Origin of the sequence: Alloalcanivorax venustensis ISO4 (genome assembly GCF_015356855.1) — a bacterium.
GTDB lineage: Bacteria > Pseudomonadota > Gammaproteobacteria > Pseudomonadales > Alcanivoracaceae > Alloalcanivorax > Alloalcanivorax venustensis.
In genome coordinates, this window is sequence record NZ_ARXR01000024.1 from 1 (window position 1) to 17,095 (window position 17,095).

Annotated in this window: 15 protein-coding genes and 1 pseudogene; all 16 read right to left on the reverse strand. The window is 66.3% G+C overall.

The features are described from left to right. On the reverse strand, positions 1-121 hold a 121-nt coding region (locus ISO4_RS17315), incomplete at its 3' end, for a hypothetical protein (protein WP_407647931.1). Positions 122-177: 56 nt separating this feature from the next. Further along, positions 178-642: pseudogene (gene tilS / locus ISO4_RS12525) on the reverse strand (tRNA lysidine(34) synthetase TilS); the annotation flags it as partial. 30 nt (positions 643-672) lie between these two features. Then, positions 673-1,644 carry an acetyl-CoA carboxylase carboxyltransferase subunit alpha gene (locus ISO4_RS12530; RefSeq protein ID WP_142949938.1) on the reverse strand — a complete coding sequence of 324 codons (972 nt, stop codon included), beginning with the start codon at positions 1,642-1,644 and terminating at the stop codon, positions 673-675. 96 nt (positions 1,645-1,740) lie between these two features. Continuing rightward, a complete protein-coding gene (dnaE, locus tag ISO4_RS12535) occupies positions 1,741-5,271 on the reverse strand; it encodes a DNA polymerase III subunit alpha (RefSeq protein ID WP_142949939.1) in 3,531 nt (1,176 codons plus the stop codon). Beyond that, on the reverse strand, positions 5,264-5,911 hold the full coding sequence (rnhB, locus tag ISO4_RS12540) for a ribonuclease HII (RefSeq protein ID WP_194856449.1): 648 nt from the start codon (positions 5,909-5,911) through the stop codon (positions 5,264-5,266). The genes dnaE and rnhB overlap by 8 nt, the downstream gene beginning before the upstream one ends. Continuing rightward, positions 5,904-7,076, reverse strand: coding sequence for a lipid-A-disaccharide synthase (lpxB, locus tag ISO4_RS12545; protein ID WP_194856450.1), 1,173 nt, complete (start codon positions 7,074-7,076; stop codon positions 5,904-5,906). The genes rnhB and lpxB overlap by 8 nt, the downstream gene beginning before the upstream one ends. A 12-nt stretch (positions 7,077-7,088) precedes the next feature. After that, entirely contained in the window at positions 7,089-7,874 is a 786-nt protein-coding gene (lpxA, locus tag ISO4_RS12550; RefSeq protein ID WP_194856451.1) for an acyl-ACP--UDP-N-acetylglucosamine O-acyltransferase, read from the reverse strand. Between the two features lie 82 nt (positions 7,875-7,956). Continuing rightward, entirely contained in the window at positions 7,957-8,391 is a 435-nt protein-coding gene (fabZ, locus tag ISO4_RS12555) for a 3-hydroxyacyl-ACP dehydratase FabZ (protein WP_456151257.1), read from the reverse strand. 48 nt (positions 8,392-8,439) lie between these two features. Continuing rightward, positions 8,440-9,471: a UDP-3-O-(3-hydroxymyristoyl)glucosamine N-acyltransferase gene (gene lpxD, locus ISO4_RS12560; RefSeq protein WP_194856453.1), complete on the reverse strand. Its 1,032-nt coding sequence runs from the start codon at positions 9,469-9,471 to the stop codon at positions 8,440-8,442. Positions 9,472-9,475: 4 nt separating this feature from the next. After that, positions 9,476-9,970, reverse strand: a complete 495-nt coding sequence (locus tag ISO4_RS12565) for an OmpH family outer membrane protein (protein WP_142949945.1) — start codon at positions 9,968-9,970, stop codon at positions 9,476-9,478. Between the two features lie 9 nt (positions 9,971-9,979). Next, a complete protein-coding gene (gene bamA / locus ISO4_RS12570) occupies positions 9,980-12,349 on the reverse strand; it encodes an outer membrane protein assembly factor BamA (RefSeq protein WP_142949946.1) in 2,370 nt (789 codons plus the stop codon). Beyond that, complete coding sequence (gene rseP, locus ISO4_RS12575; protein WP_194856454.1) at positions 12,346-13,659, reverse strand: RIP metalloprotease RseP; 1,314 nt, start codon at positions 13,657-13,659, stop codon at positions 12,346-12,348. Before rseP ends, bamA begins: the two co-directional genes overlap by 4 nt. After that, positions 13,653-14,837 (reverse strand): 1-deoxy-D-xylulose-5-phosphate reductoisomerase, encoded by a 1,185-nt coding sequence (gene ispC / locus ISO4_RS12580; protein WP_194856455.1) that lies wholly within the window; start codon positions 14,835-14,837, stop codon positions 13,653-13,655. The genes rseP and ispC overlap by 7 nt, the downstream gene beginning before the upstream one ends. Further along, positions 14,837-15,661 (reverse strand): phosphatidate cytidylyltransferase, encoded by an 825-nt coding sequence (locus ISO4_RS12585; protein WP_194856456.1) that lies wholly within the window; start codon positions 15,659-15,661, stop codon positions 14,837-14,839. The genes ispC and ISO4_RS12585 overlap by 1 nt, the downstream gene beginning before the upstream one ends. Further along, positions 15,661-16,443: a polyprenyl diphosphate synthase gene (gene uppS, locus ISO4_RS12590; protein ID WP_194856457.1), complete on the reverse strand. Its 783-nt coding sequence runs from the start codon at positions 16,441-16,443 to the stop codon at positions 15,661-15,663. The genes ISO4_RS12585 and uppS overlap by 1 nt, the downstream gene beginning before the upstream one ends. Before the next feature lie 93 nt (positions 16,444-16,536). Then, positions 16,537-17,094 carry a ribosome recycling factor gene (frr, locus tag ISO4_RS12595; RefSeq protein ID WP_194856458.1) on the reverse strand — a complete coding sequence of 186 codons (558 nt, stop codon included), beginning with the start codon at positions 17,092-17,094 and terminating at the stop codon, positions 16,537-16,539. Position 17,095: the final 1 nt, after the last annotated feature.

Sequence of the window (17,095 nt, forward strand, 5' to 3'; positions counted from 1 at the left end):
GCCAGCGCAGGCGCAGGCGCGGCAGAATCTCGGCGCGCAGGTAATTGCGGTCGAGGTGCAGCGCCCGGTTGCTGGGGTCCTCGACCCACGACCAGCCGCCCTGCTCCGCCAGCCCGCGCAACGTCTCGCGGGAGACGCCGAGCAGCGGCCGCCACAGGCGGGGGACAGGCGGGTGCTGCCGCGCCGGCTGTGCTCGCTGATCGCCGCCAGGCCGGTGGCGCCGGCGCCGCGCAGCAGGCGCAGCAGCAGGGTCTCCGCCTGGTCGTCACGGTGGTGGGCGGTGATCAGGGTGGCGTCGCCGGCCAGCCGGCAGAGCGCCTGGTAACGGGCCGCGCGGGCGTTGGCTTCCAGGCCCGCGCGGCCGGCCACGTTGACGCTCTCACGGAAGAACGGCAGCGCCAGCGCGCTGACCACCGCTTCGCAGTGCGCCGCCCAGCGCTCGCTGTCCGGGTGCAGACCGTGATCGACATGCACCACCGACAGCCGCGGGCCGAGCCCGGCCTGGACCAGCAGATGCAGCAACACGGTGGAATCCAGGCCGCCGCTGAACGCCAGCCACAGGGGGCCGGCGGGCGCCCGGCGGGCGAGGCTCCGCACGGTGGTGGCGAGATCGGCGGAGACATCGGGATCAACGGGTGGCATGGCGCGGGCCGCCGGCACGGGGCCGGCGGTTTATTCGTCGGCGGGGTCGGTGAGCACGTTGCCGTAGCTCATCAGACGCTGGTAGCGGCGCTCCACCAGGTCCGGCACGGCCAGGCCGCGCAGCTCGTCGAGTTGCTCACTGATATTACGGCGCACCGCATCGGCGGCCTGATCGTAGTCACGGTGGGCGCCGCCCAGCGGTTCCTTGACCACCTGATCGACGATACCCAGCTCGTGCAGGCGGCCGGCGGTGAGGCCCATGGCGGCGGCGGCCTCCGGCGCTTTGTCGGCGCTGCGCCACAGAATCGACGCGCAGCCTTCCGGGGAAATCACCGAGTAGGTGGAGAACTCCAGCATTTGCAGGTGATCGCAAACGCCGATGGCGAGCGCGCCGCCGGAGCCGCCCTCGCCGATCACCGTGGCGATGATCGGCACTTTCAATTGCGACATCACCCGCAGGTTGCGAGCGATGGCCTCGGACTGGCCGCGCTCTTCCGCGTCGATGCCCGGGAACGCGCCCGGGGTATCGATAAAGGTGAGCACCGGCATCTTGAAGCGTTCCGCCATCTCCATGAGACGCAGCGCCTTGCGATAGCCCTCGGGCTTGGGCATGCCGAAATTGCGGCGCACCTTTTCCTTCACCTCGCGGCCCTTCTGGTGGCCGATCACCATCACCGGCTGGTCGTCCAGGCGGGTGACGCCGCCGACGATCGCCGGATCGTCGGAAAACGACCGGTCGCCGTGCAGCTCGTCGAAGCCGCCGAACAGGCGCTGGATGTAATCCAGGGTGTAGGGACGCTTGGGGTGGCGCGCCAGTTGGGAAATCTGCCAGGGGCTGAGGTTACCGAAAATGTTTTCGGTGAGCGTGATGCTCTTTTCCTGCAGCTTACCGATTTCTTCCGAGATATTGACGTCGCTGCCGCTGCCGACGAGACGCAGTTCCTCGATTTTCGCTTCCAATTCCGCGATGGGTTGTTCAAATTCGAGGAAATTCGGATTCATAGGGCACCCCTTTCTTTGGTGGGGTAAGTGTAGCGCCAAGGCCGGGACAGCGTCGAGCGGCCCGCCCCGCGCTATGGTTGCAAGTTGTTACCGGGCTCAATATTCCAGCGTCACCGAGCTGTCCCCATAACGCCCCCGCAGGTCGTCCATCAGCGATTGGTGGGGAATCACCTTCCAGTCGTCGCCCAGGGCCATGGCCGCGTCCGCCTCCCGGTGGGCCAGTTGCAGCGTCACCGGGGTGCCGCCGCCGTTGCCGTTGGCGCGGTACGGCGACAGGGTGCGACCGAGGGTGTCGGGCAAGGCGTCGTCCACCGGCACCCTGACCCGCAGGCGGCGGGCGAACATTTCCCGCGCCTGGCAGATGTCCATCACCTCATCGGCGACCAGGTTGAAGCCGCCGGTGTAGTCGTCCATGCGCACGCCGCCGCGCACCACCAGCAAGGCGTCCTTCTGGATGCGCTCGCCGTACTGGGCGAAGGTGCGGCCGAACACCGACACCTCCACCCGGCCGGTTTTGTCGTCCAGGGTGATAAAGCCCATGCGCTCGCCGCTGCGTTTGCTGCGGGTGATGCGCAACGCCACCACCAGGCCGGCGACGGTGGCGGCTTCGCCCTTGGCGGTGGGCTGCAGGCTGTTCAGGCGGCTGCTGACGAACTGGCGCACCTCCCCTTCGAACTGGTCGATGGGGTGGCCGGTGAGGAACAGGCCCAGGGTGTCTTTCTCGCCGTTGAGGCGGATGTCGTCGTTCCAGTCGCGGCCGGGCTTCCAGGCCACCGCCGTGGCGGGGGCGTGCTCGTCCTCGCCACCGCCGAACAGGTCCATCATGCCCGCTTCCTGGTTGCGGGCGTCCTGCTCGGCGGCGGCGATGGCGTCCGGCAGCGTGGCCATCAGCACGGCGCGGTCGCGGAAATGCCGGTTGGGCCCCAGCTTGTCCAGGGCGCCGGCGCGCACCAGCGCTTCCAGGGAGCGCTTGTTGATCTTCTTCAGATCAATGCGCCGGCAGAAATCGAACAGGTCCTCGAAGGCCCGCTCCTCGCCGTTGTCGCCGCGGGCGCTGACGATCGCCTCGATCGGGCCTTCGCCGAGGCCCTTGATGGCGCCCAGGCCATAGATGATGTCGCCTTCCGCGTTGACGGTGAAGCGGTAGCCACAGGAGTTCACGTCCGGCGGCAGCACCCTGAGGCCCATGTTTTTGCTTTCATCGATAAAGGTCACGACTTTATCGGTGTTCTGCATATCGGCGGAGATCACCGCCGCCATGAACTCGGCCGGGTAATGGGCTTTCAGCCAGGCGGTCTGGTAGGCGACCAGCGCGTAGGCGGCGGAGTGGGATTTGTTGAAGCCGTAGCCGGCGAACTTCTCCACCAGGTCGAAGATCTTCATCGCCAGGTCCGGCTCGATGCCTTTTTCCTTGGCGCCGGACTCGAAGATCTCACGCTGTTTGGCCATCTCCTCGGGTTTTTTCTTACCCATGGCCCGGCGCAGCAGGTCCGCGCCGCCGAGCGTGTAGCCGGCCAGCACCTGGGCGATCTGCATTACCTGTTCCTGGTACAGAATCACGCCGTAGGTGGGCGCCAGAATCGGCTTGAGCCATTCGTGCTGGTACTTCACATCCGGGTAGGACACCGGCTCGCGGCCGTGCTTACGGTTGATGAAGTTGTCCACCATGCCGGACTCGAGCGGGCCCGGCCGGTACAGCGCCACCAGTGCGATGATGTCCTCGAACTGGTCGGGCTTGAGCTTTTTGATCAGCTCTTTCATGCCCTGGCTTTCCAGCTGGAACACGGCGGTGGTGTCGCCCTTCTTGAGCAGGTCGAAGCTGGGCTTGTCGTCCAGCGGGATGCGCTCGATGCTCAGCGGGCCCTCGCCTTCCCGTTCGCGGCGCACGTTGGCGGCCTTCACCGCCCAGTCGATGATGGTCAGCGTCTTCAGGCCGAGAAAGTCGAACTTCACCAGCCCGGCGGCTTCCACGTCGTCCTTGTCGTACTGGGTGACCAGGTTGTCGCCGTTTTCGTCGCAGTGCAGCGGCGCGAAGTCGGTGAGCTTGCCGGGGGCGATCACCACGCCGCCGGCGTGCTTGCCCACGTTACGGGTCAGGCCCTCGAGCTTGAACGCCATCTCCATGATTTCGTTGGCGGATTCCTTGTCGGAATTGCCGTCGTCCTCGAGGAATTCGCGCAGCGGCTCTTCCTGCTCCAGCGCCGCTTTCAGGGTCATGCCCGGAGTGCCCGGAATCATCTTGGAGAGGCGGTCCGCCAGGCCGTAGGGCTTGCCCTGCACCCGCGCCACGTCGCGCACCACCGCCTTGGCGGCCATGGTGCCGAAGGTGATGATCTGGCTCACCGCGTCGCGGCCGTATTTGTCGGCCACGTAGTTGATCACCCGGTCGCGCTTCTCCATGCAGAAGTCGACGTCGAAGTCGGGCATGGAGACCCGTTCCGGGTTGAGGAAGCGCTCGAACAGCAGGTCGTACTGGATCGGGTCCAGGTCGGTGATGTCCATGGCGTAGGCCACCAGCGAGCCGGCGCCGGAACCCCGGCCCGGCCCCACCGGCACCTGGTGCTGTTTGCCCCACTGAATGAAGTCGGCAACGATCAGGAAGTAGCCGGGGAACCCCATCTGGTTGATGATGCCCAGCTCGAACTGCAAACGCTGATCGTATTCGGCGCGCCGTTCCGCGTAATCCGGCGCGTCCGGGTCGAGAATGCCGGCGAGCCGCTTTTCCAGCCCTTCCTGGGCCACCTTTTCGAAGTACTCCTCCAGGGTCAGCCCTTCGGGAATCGGGAACTCCGGCAGGAAGTTCTCGCCCAGGCGGATGTCCAGCGTGCAGCGCCGGGCGATCTCGACGGTGTTTTCCAGGGCTTCCGGCAGATCCGAAAACAGCTCCGCCATTTCATCGGCGGTTTTCAGATACTGCTGTTCGGAGTACTTCCTGGTGCGGCGCGGGTCATCCAGGGTGTTGCCGTCGTGGATGCACACCCGCGCTTCGTGGGCCTCGAAATCGTCGCGGTCGATAAAGCGCACATCGTTGGTGGCCACCACCGGGATGCCCAGCTCCGCCGCCAGGGCCACGGTGGCGTGCAGGCACTGCTCATCGCCGGGCCGCTCGGTGCGTTGCACTTCCAGATAGAAGCGGTCGCCGAACACCTGCTGGTACTCGCGGGCCCGCTCGGTGGCCTCGGCGGTCTTCTCCGACACCAGCAGCCGCCCCACGTCGCCGGCGCGGGCGGCGGACAGCAGAATCAGCCCTTCGTTGAGCTCCAGCAGCCACTCGCGGCGGATCATCGCCCGGCCACGGTGCTGGTTGCTCTGCCAGGCGCGGCTGATCAGCAGGGTCAGGTTGCGGTAACCGGTTTCGTTCTGCACCAGGCAGCACAGGTAGTAAGGGGCGTCTTCCGGGTCGTCCGCCTGCACCCAGAGATCGGCGCCCATCAGCGGCTTGACGCCGGCGCCCATGGCGCCGGAGTAGAACTTGATCAGGGCGAACAGGTTGTTTTCGTCGGTCACCGCCACCGCCGGCATACGCTGCTCGACGCAGGCCTTGACCAGTTCCTTGACGCGCACCACCCCGTCGGCCAGGGAGTAGTCGGTGTGCACGCGCAGGTGTACAAAGCGGGGATCAGTCACTTCCAGCTCCTGTCAGCAATGCCGCCACCGGCGCGAAGGAGCGGCGGTGGTACGGCAGCGGACCATGGGTTTTCAGGGCCGCCAGGTGCACCTTGGTGGGGTACCCCTTGTGGCGGTCGAAGCCATATTCGGGGTGACGCTCGTGCAGCGCCACCATTTCCCGGTCGCGGGCCACCTTGGCGAGGATCGAGGCGGCGCCGATGGCCGGCACCCGCCCGTCCCCCTTTACCACGGGCTGCGACGGGCAGGCGAAGCGCGGCCCCCGGTTGCCGTCCACCAGCACCGCGTCGACGCGCAGGGCGAGCGCCTCCACGGCGCGCACCATGGCCAGGTGGGTGGCATGATAAATATTCAGCCGGTCGATTTCCTCGGGCTCGGCGCGGCCCAGGGCCCAGCCCAGCGCCTGCTCGCGGATCGCCTCGGCCAGGGCCTCGCGGCGTGGCGCGCTGAGGGTCTTGGAATCCGCCAGGCCGGGCACCGGCCGGGCCGGGTCCAGCACCACCGCGGCGGTGACCACCGCCCCCACCAGGGGGCCGCGCCCTACTTCGTCGACCCCGGCCAGATGCATGCCCGGAAAACAGTCGAAGCTGGACGGGATGAACGGCTCCGCCAGGCCGTATTCGGCGAACGGATCATGCATGGTCTTGGGTTCCCGTACCCGGGGCCAGCAACGCCGCGATGGCGTCGGCGGCCTTGTCGTTGGCACCGCCCCGCAACTGCTCGTGGACCCGGGTGAAATTCGCCTCCAGGGCGGCCACCCGCTCGGGACTATCAAACCAGACCTGAACCGCCTCTGCCAGGGCCGCGCCGGTGAAGGCGTCCTGCACCAGCTCCGGCACCAACCGTTTGCGGCACAGCAGGTTGGGCAGTGCCACATGCTCGCTTTTCACCAGCCGTGAGACGATCGCAAAGGTGACCGCGCCCAGCCGGTAGCCCACCACCATGGGCTTCTTCAGCAACAGGCCTTCCAGGGTGGCGGTGCCGGACGCCATCAGCACCACGTCGGCGGCGGCCATCACGGTGCGGCTGCGGCCGTCCGTGACGGTCACCGGCAGCGCCGGCGCGGCGGCCAGCGCCGCCCGGATCTGTTCGCCCCGGGCGGCGTTGGCGGCGGGAATCACGAAGCGTAGCGCCGGCCGGTGCCGGTGCAGCCGCTGCATGGCGTCCAGGAATTCCGGCATCAGTTGCGCCACTTCCCCACCCCGGCTGCCCGGCAGCACCGCCAGTAAGGGGCCCTCGGGAGCCAGCCCCAGTTCCGCCCGGGCGGCGGCGGCGTCCACGGTCAGCTCGATCATGTCCGCGAGGGGGTGGCCGACGAACGCCACCGGCACCCCGTGTTCCTGGTAGAAACGGGCCTCGAACGGGAACAGGGTGAGCATCAGGTCGATGTCCCGGCGGATGCCTTTGATCCGGCCCTGGCGCCAGGCCCACACCGAGGGGCTGACATAGTGCACGGTCTTCAAGCCGGCGGCATGGACCCGTTTGGCCACGCCCAGGGTGAAATCCGGGGAATCAATGGTGATCACCACGTCCGGGCGCCGCGCCAGCAGGTCGTCCACCAGTCGGCGGCGCAGGCGGAACAGTTCCGGCAGATGGGCGATCACCTCGGTGATGCCCATGACGGACAGTTTTTCCATAGGGAACAGGGAATGCTGGCCGGCGGCGGCCATGTTCTCGCCGCCCACGCCGATAAAGCGGGCGTCGGGGAAACGCTCGCGCAGGGCGCCGATCAGGCCGGCGCCGAGCAGATCCCCGGACGCCTCGCCGGCGATCACAGCAATGAGAGGCGCCGGAGAGGAGTTCATAACAGCGCCCTATCAGCGGGTAATGCCGCGCTCCGAAGCGCGCAGGGAGTCCACGAACATGGCCAGCTGCGGGCAGGTCGCCACCTGCGGCTCAAGCTCGGCGAGCGCCTGCTCCAGGGTCAGACCCTGGCGGTAGACGGTCTTGTAGGCGCGCCGCAGGGTGGCCACCACATCCGCATCCCAGCCGCGCCGCCGCATGCCCTCGAAGTTCATGCTGCGCGCGCCGGCCGGGTTGCCGCTGACCATTACGAAGGCGGGGATATCCTTGAGCACCAGGCTGCAGCCGGCGGTCATGGCGTAGGAGCCGATGCGGCAGAACTGATGCACGCCGGTCATGCCACCCAGGATCACACCGTCGCCGATGTGCACATGGCCGGCGATGCCGGTGGTGTTGGCGAAAATATTGTCGTTGCCGATCATGCAGTCGTGCGCCACGTGGACGGTGGCCATCAGCAGGTTGTTATCACCGATGCGGGTCAGGCTCTGGTCCTGAACGGTGCCCCGATGAATGCTGCAATGCTCGCGGATAACGTTGTTGTCGCCGATCTCCAGGCGGGTCGGTTCACCCTTGTACTTCTTGTCCTGGCAGTCCTCGCCCACGGACGCGAACTGGAAAATGCGGTTGTTCTTGCCGATCACGGTGGGGCCGTTGATCACCACATGCGGTCCGACCACGGTGCCCGCGCCGATGCGCACCCGGGGCCCGATGATGGAGTAAGGACCGACCTGAACGTCGTGGTCCAGCTCCGCCGTCGGATCGATAATGGCTGTGGGATGAATCGCTGCGGGGTGAGTCATTGTTATGCGCTTTTGCCCTGGCGTTTTGGTGTGCTGGAGTATACGCGAGGCCGCCGCCGACGGCGACGGCCCCATCAACGGATCAGCTACGCTGCTCGGCCACCAGCAGGTCGGAAACCGCGACCACCTTACCGTCCACTTCCGCGCGGCACGAGAATTTGGCGATGTTACGACGCAGGGTGAGCCACTCCGCGTGCAGCGTGAGCCGGTCACCGGGCACCACCGGCCGTTTAAAGCGCGCCTTGTCGGTGCCCACCAGAAGGTAGATAAAGCCGTCGGCGGGCTTTTTGTTGGCGGTCACGAAACCGAGAATGCCGGCCGCCTGGGCCAGCGCCTCGACGATCAGTACGCCGGGCATGATCGGCTCGTCGGGGAAATGACCGTTGAAGAACGGCTCGTTGATGGAAACGTTCTTATAGGCTTCGATACGTTTGCCCGGCTCGACCGAAACCACGCGGTCGACCAGCAAAAAAGGGTAGCGGTGAGGCAGATACTCCCTCACCTCATGGATATCCATCATGATTGTGTTTTCCAAAAGTGACGCTGGCCGCCGCCCGCGGCCGAGCTACTCGGCGTCGCGTTCCAGCTTGAGGACCCGGCGGTAGAGTTCATCCAGATGCCGGAAACGGGCCACGTTCCGGCGATAACGGTCCTGTTTGTCCACCGGCAGGGCCGACCCGTAGGTGCCCGGTTCGGTGATCGAGCGCGACACCAGCGACATGCCGAGAATCTGCACTTTGTCGCAGATCTCCAGATGCCCGGAGATCCCGGCGGCGCCGCCGATCATGCAATAGGCGCCGATCCGGCTGCTGCCGGCGATGCCGACCTTGCCCGCCACCGCGGTGTGATCACCGATCACCACGTTGTGCGCCACCTGAATCTGGTTGTCCAGAATCACGCCGTCGCCAATCACCGTGTCGTCGATCGCACCCCGGTCAACGGTGGTGCCGGCGCCGATTTCAACGTCGGCGCCGATGCGCACCCCACCCACCTGGGCGATTTTGCTCCAGCCGGACGCGGTGGGCGCAAAGCCGAAGCCGTCGGCACCCAGGACGCAATTGGCGTGTATGATAGAGCGCGGCCCGATGTGGACACCATGGTAAATTGTAACATTTGGCCAGATCCGACAGCCGTCGCCCAGGCTGCTGCCGGCGCCCACCACGCTGTTGGCGCCGATCACCACGCCCTCGCCCAGCACCACGCCGGCTTCGATCACCGCGTTGGGACCCACCGAGGCCGAGGTCGGCACCACCGCGTCCTCGGCCACGCAGGCCGCCGCGTGAACACCGGCCGCCGGCACCGAAGCGGTGTCGAAGAAGTGGCTGGCCTTGGCGTACGCCAGATAGGGATCCTTCACCACCAGCGCCGCCACCGGACAGACGTCCAGCTGGTCGGCGCGCAGCAACACGGCGCCGGCCCGGCTGTTCTCCAGGTGCGCGCGGTAGCGGGGGTTGGCGAGAAACGTGAGTTGGCCCGGGCCGGCGGCGCCCAGCGTACCCAGCCCGGTGACCTCCAGGTCGCCGGGTCCGTGCAGCTCGGCGCCCAGTTCCCGGGCAAGAACGTCGAGGCGGACCGTCTTCGGTGCTGTCACAGGCATCCGATTACTTCATCGAATTGAGTTGTTTGGTGACGGCCTCGGTGATGTCCATGTCGGACTTCACGTAGACCACCGCCTGGGCGTTCAGCACCATATCCAGGTTTTCCCGCTCGGCCACGGTTTCCACCGCCTGCTTGAGCTTGGGCTCCATCACCTGAAGGATCTCCTGCTGGCCCTTATTCAGCTTGCGCTGTGCGGACTGACGCAGGTTCTGCAACTCGATCATCTTCTGCTGACCCTGGGTCTGCAGCTGCTCGCGCTCGTCCTCGCTCATGGTCATGCCCTCTTTTTCGAGGCGACCGCGCAGGTTCTCCACCTCACCGCCGAGACGGTCGAGACGGTTCTGTTCGTCTTTCAGCGAGGATTCCAGTTTGCCGAAACGGTCCTGGAATTCCTTGGCTTCCTGCAAAGCGCCGATCGGGTCAACCACCCCGGTACGGCCTTCGGCCTGGGCGAAAAGCGGCAACATCAGTGCAACGGCAAGCAAATATTTTTTCATAATTAACTCCTAGAAAGTTTGCCCCAGGGAGAACTGGAATACTTCCGTGTCATCACCGGATTCATCGTTGATCGGTGTGGCCAGGTTGAAGCTGAGCGGACCGATGGCGGTCAGCCAGCTCAAACCAATGCCCACCGAGGAACGCAGTTCGGTGGCGTCGAAGTCCTGCATGATATCCTGTTGCCGGGTTTCGAACACGTTACCGGCGTCCACGAACAGGAAGGTTCGGATGCTGCGCGATTCCGGCGCGAACGGCGTCGGGAAAATCAGCTCGATGCTGGCCTCGGTGAGCAGGTTACCACCGATCGGATCGGGATCGGGGTCGGCCACCGACGAATCGGCGTAGAACAGCGCCGGCGAGCGCGGGCCCAGCGAGCGGGATTCAAAGCCGCGCACCGAACCGATACCGCCGGAATAGTAGTTCTCGAAGAACGGCAGGCCGTTGTCGTCACCGTAACCGTCGCCGTAGCCCACTTCACCGCGCGCCCGCAGTGTCCAGTTACGGGTGATCGGGAAGTATTTTTCACCGTCCCAGCTGGCTTTGTAGAACAGGTAATCGGAACCCGGCACCGCCGCTTCCAGATTGAAGGTGCTGGCCCAACCCCGGTCCGGCAGGATGCCCCGGTTCAGGGTGCTGGTGCGCAATGACGCGTTGAACTTGAACTCGTCGAACTCTTCCCCTTCGCGCTGCAGGAAGTCGTCGATGGCGACGGCGATGTAGTCACCGCTCTGCACGTCGGTGCGCTCGAAGGTGCCGCCGAAGCTGAGACGGGAGTATTCGGAAATCGGATAACCGAAGGTCACCGAGCCGCCGGAGCGGTCGGCGGCGTAGGATGAAATCCGTGTTTCATCGAAATCGATTTCCGAATGGAACAGGCTGAAGCCGCGGCTTACGCCGTCCAGCGTGTAGTACGGGTTGTAGTGCGAGAAACTGTAGGAGTCGCGGATCGCACTGCGGCTCAGGGAGAACGACACCCGGTTACCGGTGCCCCGGAAATTATTCTGGCTGACGTTGGCGCCGAAGATCGCACCGGAGGCGTCCGAGTAACCCACGTTGGCGCCGATGGAGCCGGAGGGCTGCTCTTCCACTTCGTACTCCACGTCGACCAGGTCCTCGGAGTCGGGAACCCGCTCGGTGTCCGCCTGCACGGAGCTGAAGTAGCCGAGACGCTGCAGGCGCTCGCGGGACAGATCGATCAGCGAGGTGTTGGCCGGCGCGTCCTCGAACTGACGCATCTCCCGGCGCAGCACTTCGTCTTCGGTCTTGGCGTTGCCGACGAAGCTCAGGCGGCGCACGTAAACGCGGCGGCCCGGGTCGACGAAGAACGTCACGTCCACGGTGTTGCCGTCGCCGGTTTCCTGCTCCACGCCGCGCACCTCGGCGAAGGTGTAGCCCTCATTGCCGAGGCGGCGCTTGATCAGGTCACTGGTGTAGGTCACCAGTTGCTGGCTGAACACCTGGCCTTCCTGCAGCACCAGCAGGGGGGTCAGCTCGCTTTCATCCACCACCAGGTCGCCGGACAGCTTGACGTCGTTGACGCGGAACTGGTCGCCCTCGGCCACGTTGACGGTGATCAGCACCCGCTCCCGGTCCGGGGTCACCGACACCTGGGTGGATTCGATCGAGAAGTTGATATAGCCGCGATCCAGGTAATAGGAACGCAGACGTTCCAGATCACCGGCCAGACGCTGGCGGGAATACTTGTCGTCGCCCTTGATGAACGACCAGAAGTGCGAGGAACTGAGCTCGAAGTCCTCCAGCAACTCTTCGTCACTGAACACGGTGTTGCCGACCACGTTGATGTCGCTGATGCGCGCGGCCTTGCCTTCGTAAATCTGGATGTCCAGCGCCACCCGGTTACGCGGCAGCGGCACCACCTCGGTGCTGATGTCGGCGCCGTAGCGGCCCTGGGCTATGTACTGGCGCTCCAGCTCCCCGGAGATCGCCTCCAACGTGGAGCGCTGGAACACCTCGCCCTCCGCCAGGCCCGCCTGGGTGAGGCCTTGGCGCAGGTCCTCCTCCTCGATCTGCTTGTTACCGTCCAGATCGATGCGCGCGATGCTGGGGCGCTCGGCCACCACCACCACCAGCTCGTCGCCGTCGCGGCCGAGCTGCACGTCTTCGTAGTCGCCGGTGGCGAACAGCCGCTTGACCGCCTGCACCACGTCGTTCCGGTTGACGGTGTCACCGGGCTGGATCGGCAGCTCCGCGTACACGCGCTCCACCGGGATGCGCTGCAGCCCCTCGACGCGGATATCGCGCACCTGGAAGGGCAAGGCGCCACCGCCGCTTTGCGCGCCGACGGTCACCGGCGAGAAGATAAGAACCAGGGCCAGGGCCCCGCTGAGCAGGGTTTTAGTGGTGTTTCCGAAATTCATGAAAACTGTCGCACCAGGTCGTTATAGATGGCCAACAACATGAAACTGACCACCAGCGTCAGACCCACACCCTGAGCGGCGACGATAAACCGCTCGGGCAGGCTGCGCCCGCGAATCATTTCAATGATGCCGAAGAGAATCCAGCCGCCGTCCAGCATCGGTATCGGCAGCAGGTTGATGACCCCCAGAGTAATGCTCAGGTAAGCCAACAGCATAAGAAAACTGGCGACGCCCAGGGCGGCGCTGTCGCCCGCCACCTGGGCGATGGTCACCGGTCCGCCGAGACTGTCCAGCGGCAGATGCCCGGTGGCCAGCTTCGCTACGCTGGTAATAATCACGTTGACCTGCTGGCCGAAACGGTCGCCGGCGGCGCCCACCGCGGCCAGCGGGTTATAGGTGTGCTCCACCAGGCCGCCGGAGCCCACCCCCAATTGACCCACGGTGACGCCGTCCTGTTCCACCGGTTGCGGGTAAAGGGTGAGATCGACGACGCGGCCGTCGCGCAACACCCGCGCCGGCAACTCCTCGCCGGGGCTGGCGCGCAGCTGCTCGCTCCAGCCGCCCCAGCCGGTGACCGGCTCGCCGGCGGTGGACAGTACCAGATCGCCGGGGCGAATGCCGGAACGCACCGCGCCGCTGTTCTCGGCCACCTGGCCGATCAGCACCGCCGGACGCAGCCCCAGCACGGTGAGCGGTGATTGCTCGGGATCTTCGGACCAGGCGGCCAGCGGCAGGCGGCGTTCGGCGGTGTCGCCGCCGGACTGGCGCACGCGCACGCTGACCGGCTCGTCCTCGCCCAGGTAAAGCACCAGCTCACTGACCGCGTCCTGCCAGCCCTCCACCGGTTCGCCGTTGACCGCCAGCCACTGATCGCCGGGCTGGAAGCCGGCTTCGGCGGCCGGTGAGTCCGGCGCGGGCACCCCGACCACCGCCAGGGCGTCGCGCTGGCCGACGCTCATCATCAGCAGCCAGTAAATAATAAAGGCGAGAATAAAGTTGAACACCGGACCGGCGGCGTAGGTAATCACCCGCTGCCAGGCCGGTTTGCCGGAAAATTCCTCGTCCATGTTGGCGTCCGGCGGCATTTCCGAATCGCGGCGGTCCAGCGGTTTGACGAAGCCGCCCAGGGGGATCGCGCTGATCACCCAGTCGGTGCCTTTTTTGTCGGTGAAGCGGGCGATGCGCGGGCCGAAGCCCACGGAGAAAGTAAGCACGCGGATGCCGAACGCCCGCATGGCCAGGAAGTGCCCCCACTCGTGGAAGGCCACTATGACCACAATGGTGACTATAAAGGCCAGCACCGTCAGCATGCCCACTCCCTAATCAGCGACCGCGCCAGGTCTCTGGCACGGGCATCCACGTCCATCACCGCGTCCACGTCGGCGCACCGCGAGGACGGCGTACGTTGCAGGGTTTCCTCCACCACGGCGCCGATGGCGTTAAAGCCCAGCCGGCGATCCAGAAACGCGGCCACCGCCTCCTCATTGGCGGCGTTGAGCACCGCGGTGGCGGCGCCGCCCTCCTCCATCGCCTGCCGGGCCAGGCCCAGACAGGGGAAGGCGTCGTTGTCCGGGGCCTGGAAATCCAGGCTCGAAAGGGTCGCGAAATCAAGACGCGACGCCCCGGACTCGATGCGCTCCGGCCAGGACAGCGCGCAGGCGATCGGGGTGCGCATATCCGGCGTGCCCATCTGCGCCAGCACCGAACCGTCCAGATACTCGACCATGGAGTGCACCACGCTCTGCGGGTGAATCACCACGTCAATGCGTTCCGGCGCCACATCGAACAGCCAGCAGGCTTCAATATACTCCAGCCCCTTGTTCATCAGGGTGGCGGAATCGACGGAGATCTTCGGCCCCATGTCCCAGTTGGGGTGGCACACCGCCTGCTCCGGCGTCACCGCGGTGAGCTGCTCCCGGGTCCAGCCCCGGAACGGGCCGCCGGAGGCGGTCAACAGCAGGCGCCGCACGCCCGGGCCGACGCCGTCCGCCGGCAGGCACTGGAAAATGGCGTTGTGCTCCGAATCCACCGGCAGCAGCGTGGCGCCATGGCGCTTGACCGCCTCCATGAACAGGGCGCCGGTGACCACCAGGGTCTCTTTATTGGCGAGCAGTATCTTCTTGCCCGCTTCCACCGCCGCCAGGGTCGGCCGCACACCGGCGGCGCCGACAATGGCGGCGACCACGGTGTCCGCCTCCTGCAGGGCGGCCACCTCGGCCACGCCGGCATGGCCGGCCAGGACCTGGGTGTGAGACCCGGCCTCACGGAGATGGTTCCGAAGCGCCTCGGCGGCCTGCTCGTCGGCCAGGGCGGCGAAGCGGGGCCGCCAGGTCAGGCAGTGCTCGGCCAGTTCCCGCCAGCGGTGTCCGGCGGTCAGGCCCAGCACCCGGTAACGCTCTGGGTTTCTTGCCAGCACATCCAGCGTCTGCCGGCCGATGCTGCCGGTGGCGCCGAGAATAGTGACCGTTTCCAGACTCCGGTCGGTCATCAAAACGTGCCTCCAGGGAGAGCGAACCAGTTGAGCCCCGCCAGGGCCACCGGCAGGGCCGCCGTGACGCTGTCGATGCGGTCGAGCATGCCGCCGTGGCCCGGCAGCACGGTGCCGCTGTCCTTGATGCCGCGCTGGCGCTTGGCCATGCTCTCGAACAGGTCGCCGAGCACCGACGCCAGCACGGTGAGCAGCGCCACCATCATCAGCGCCGGCAGCGACGCGTCCAGCCAGCCGGTGTAGAACACCGCGGCCACCACCACCAGCGCCAGCGCCACGCCGCCCAGCAGGCCTTCCACGGTCTTGCCGGGGCTCACCGCCGGCGCCAGCTTGCGGCGGCCGAAGGCACGGCCGGCGAAATAGGCACCGGTGTCCGCCGCCCATACCCAGACCAGCACGAACAGCAGCGCCCAGGGCCCGGCCAGGCCGAGCGCGCCGTTATCCTGCAGTTCCACCACCGCCATCCAGGCGGGCACCAGCAACAGCCAGCCCACCGGCACCAGCACCGCCGGGCGGAACCAGTGACTGGCGGTACGCGGGTAGCCGAGCACCGCCACCAGCGCCAGCAGCCACCACAGCGGCAGCGTGTTCAGCACCCAGGCCGGGCGGAACACTTCGGCGCCCAGCATCAACAGCGCCAGGGACAGGCACCAGAGCAGGCGCGCCGCCGAGGAGAAACGGGCCATCATCGCCGACCATTCCCAGCCGCCGATCAGGAAAAACGCGCCCGCCACCAGGGCGAAGGGGCCCCGCTCCAGGCCGAATACCGCGCCAAGAACGACCGGCAGCAGCGCCAGGGCGGTGATCACCCGCAATTTAAGCATTATTGTTCTCCCTTGAGGCGCTCCACCTCTTCCCCGGAACGACCGAAACGACGCTGACGGCCGGCGTAATCCGCCAGGGCGGCATCAAAAGCGTCGGCGTCGAAATCCGGCCACAGCACCGGGGTAAAATAGAATTCACTGTACGCGCTTTGCCACAGCAGGAAGTTGCTGAGGCGCTGTTCGCCGCCGGTGCGGATCAGCAGATCCGGCGCCGGCAGGTCCGCCATGCTGACCTCAGCGCCGAGGGCCTCGGCGTCGACCCGCTCCAGGGCCAGTTCGCCGTCGCGCACCCGGCGCGCCAGCTCGGCGGCGGCCTGGGCCAGATCCCACTGGCCGCCGTAATTCACCGCCACCACCACGGTCATCCGCTGGTTGCCGGCGGTGCGCTGCTCGGCGTCGGCCATGCCCCGGCGCAGATCCTCGCCGAACGCGGCGCGCTCGCCGATGAAACGCAGCCGCACGCCGTTTTCCTGCAGTTCGTTCACCCGTTCGCCCAGGGCGCGCACGAACAGCCCCATCAGATGATTCACTTCCTCCGGGGGCCGGCGCCAGTTCTCGGAACTGAAGGCGAACAGGGTGACCACTTCCACGCCGCGTTGGCCGGCCCGGCGGATCACCGTCTGCACCGCGTTCTCACCGGCCCGGTGGCCTTCCACGCCGGGCAGATCACGGCGGCGCGCCCAGCGGTTGTTGCCATCCATAATGATGGCCACATGGCGGGGAACGGCGCCCTGATGGGAGTCGATATCGGGAGCGGAGGAGTCGGCTTTGCTGTCTTCCATAAAAAAACATCGGGCTGCGGTGGGTCCGCATCCCGAATTCACCCGTACAGTGTGTTTGGACGACGGTCGGCGGGCGCCCTTGCGCCCCGCCACTTATACCGTCATCAACTCCTCTTCCTTGGTTTTGAGCATGGCGTCGGCTTCGGCCACGCTTTTATCGGTGAGCTGCTGAATCTGCTCTTCGCCGTGGCGGGCTTCGTCCTCGGAGATTTCCTTCTCCTTGAGCAGATCTTTCAGGTCGCCGTTGGCGTCACGGCGGATATTGCGGATCGCCACCCGGGCGTGCTCGACTTCAGCGCGCACCACTTTCACCAGGTCCTTGCGGGTTTCCTCGGTGAGCGGCGGCAGCGGCAGTCGGATCACCGTGCCGGCGGTGGAGGGGTTCAGGCCCAGATCGGAGGTCATGATCGCTTTCTCAACCTCCGGAACCAGGGAGCGGTCGAACGGCGACACCACCAGGGTGCGGCCCTCTTCCACGGAAATGTTGGCCAACTGGCTGAGCGGCGTGGGCGAACCGTAGTAGGCCACGGTCACACCGTCCAGCAGGCTCGGATGCGCCCGTCCGGTGCGCACCCGCTTGAGTGCCACGTCGAGCGATTCCAGACTCTTCTTCATGCGCGACTGGGCGTCCTTCTTGATATCCTCGATCACC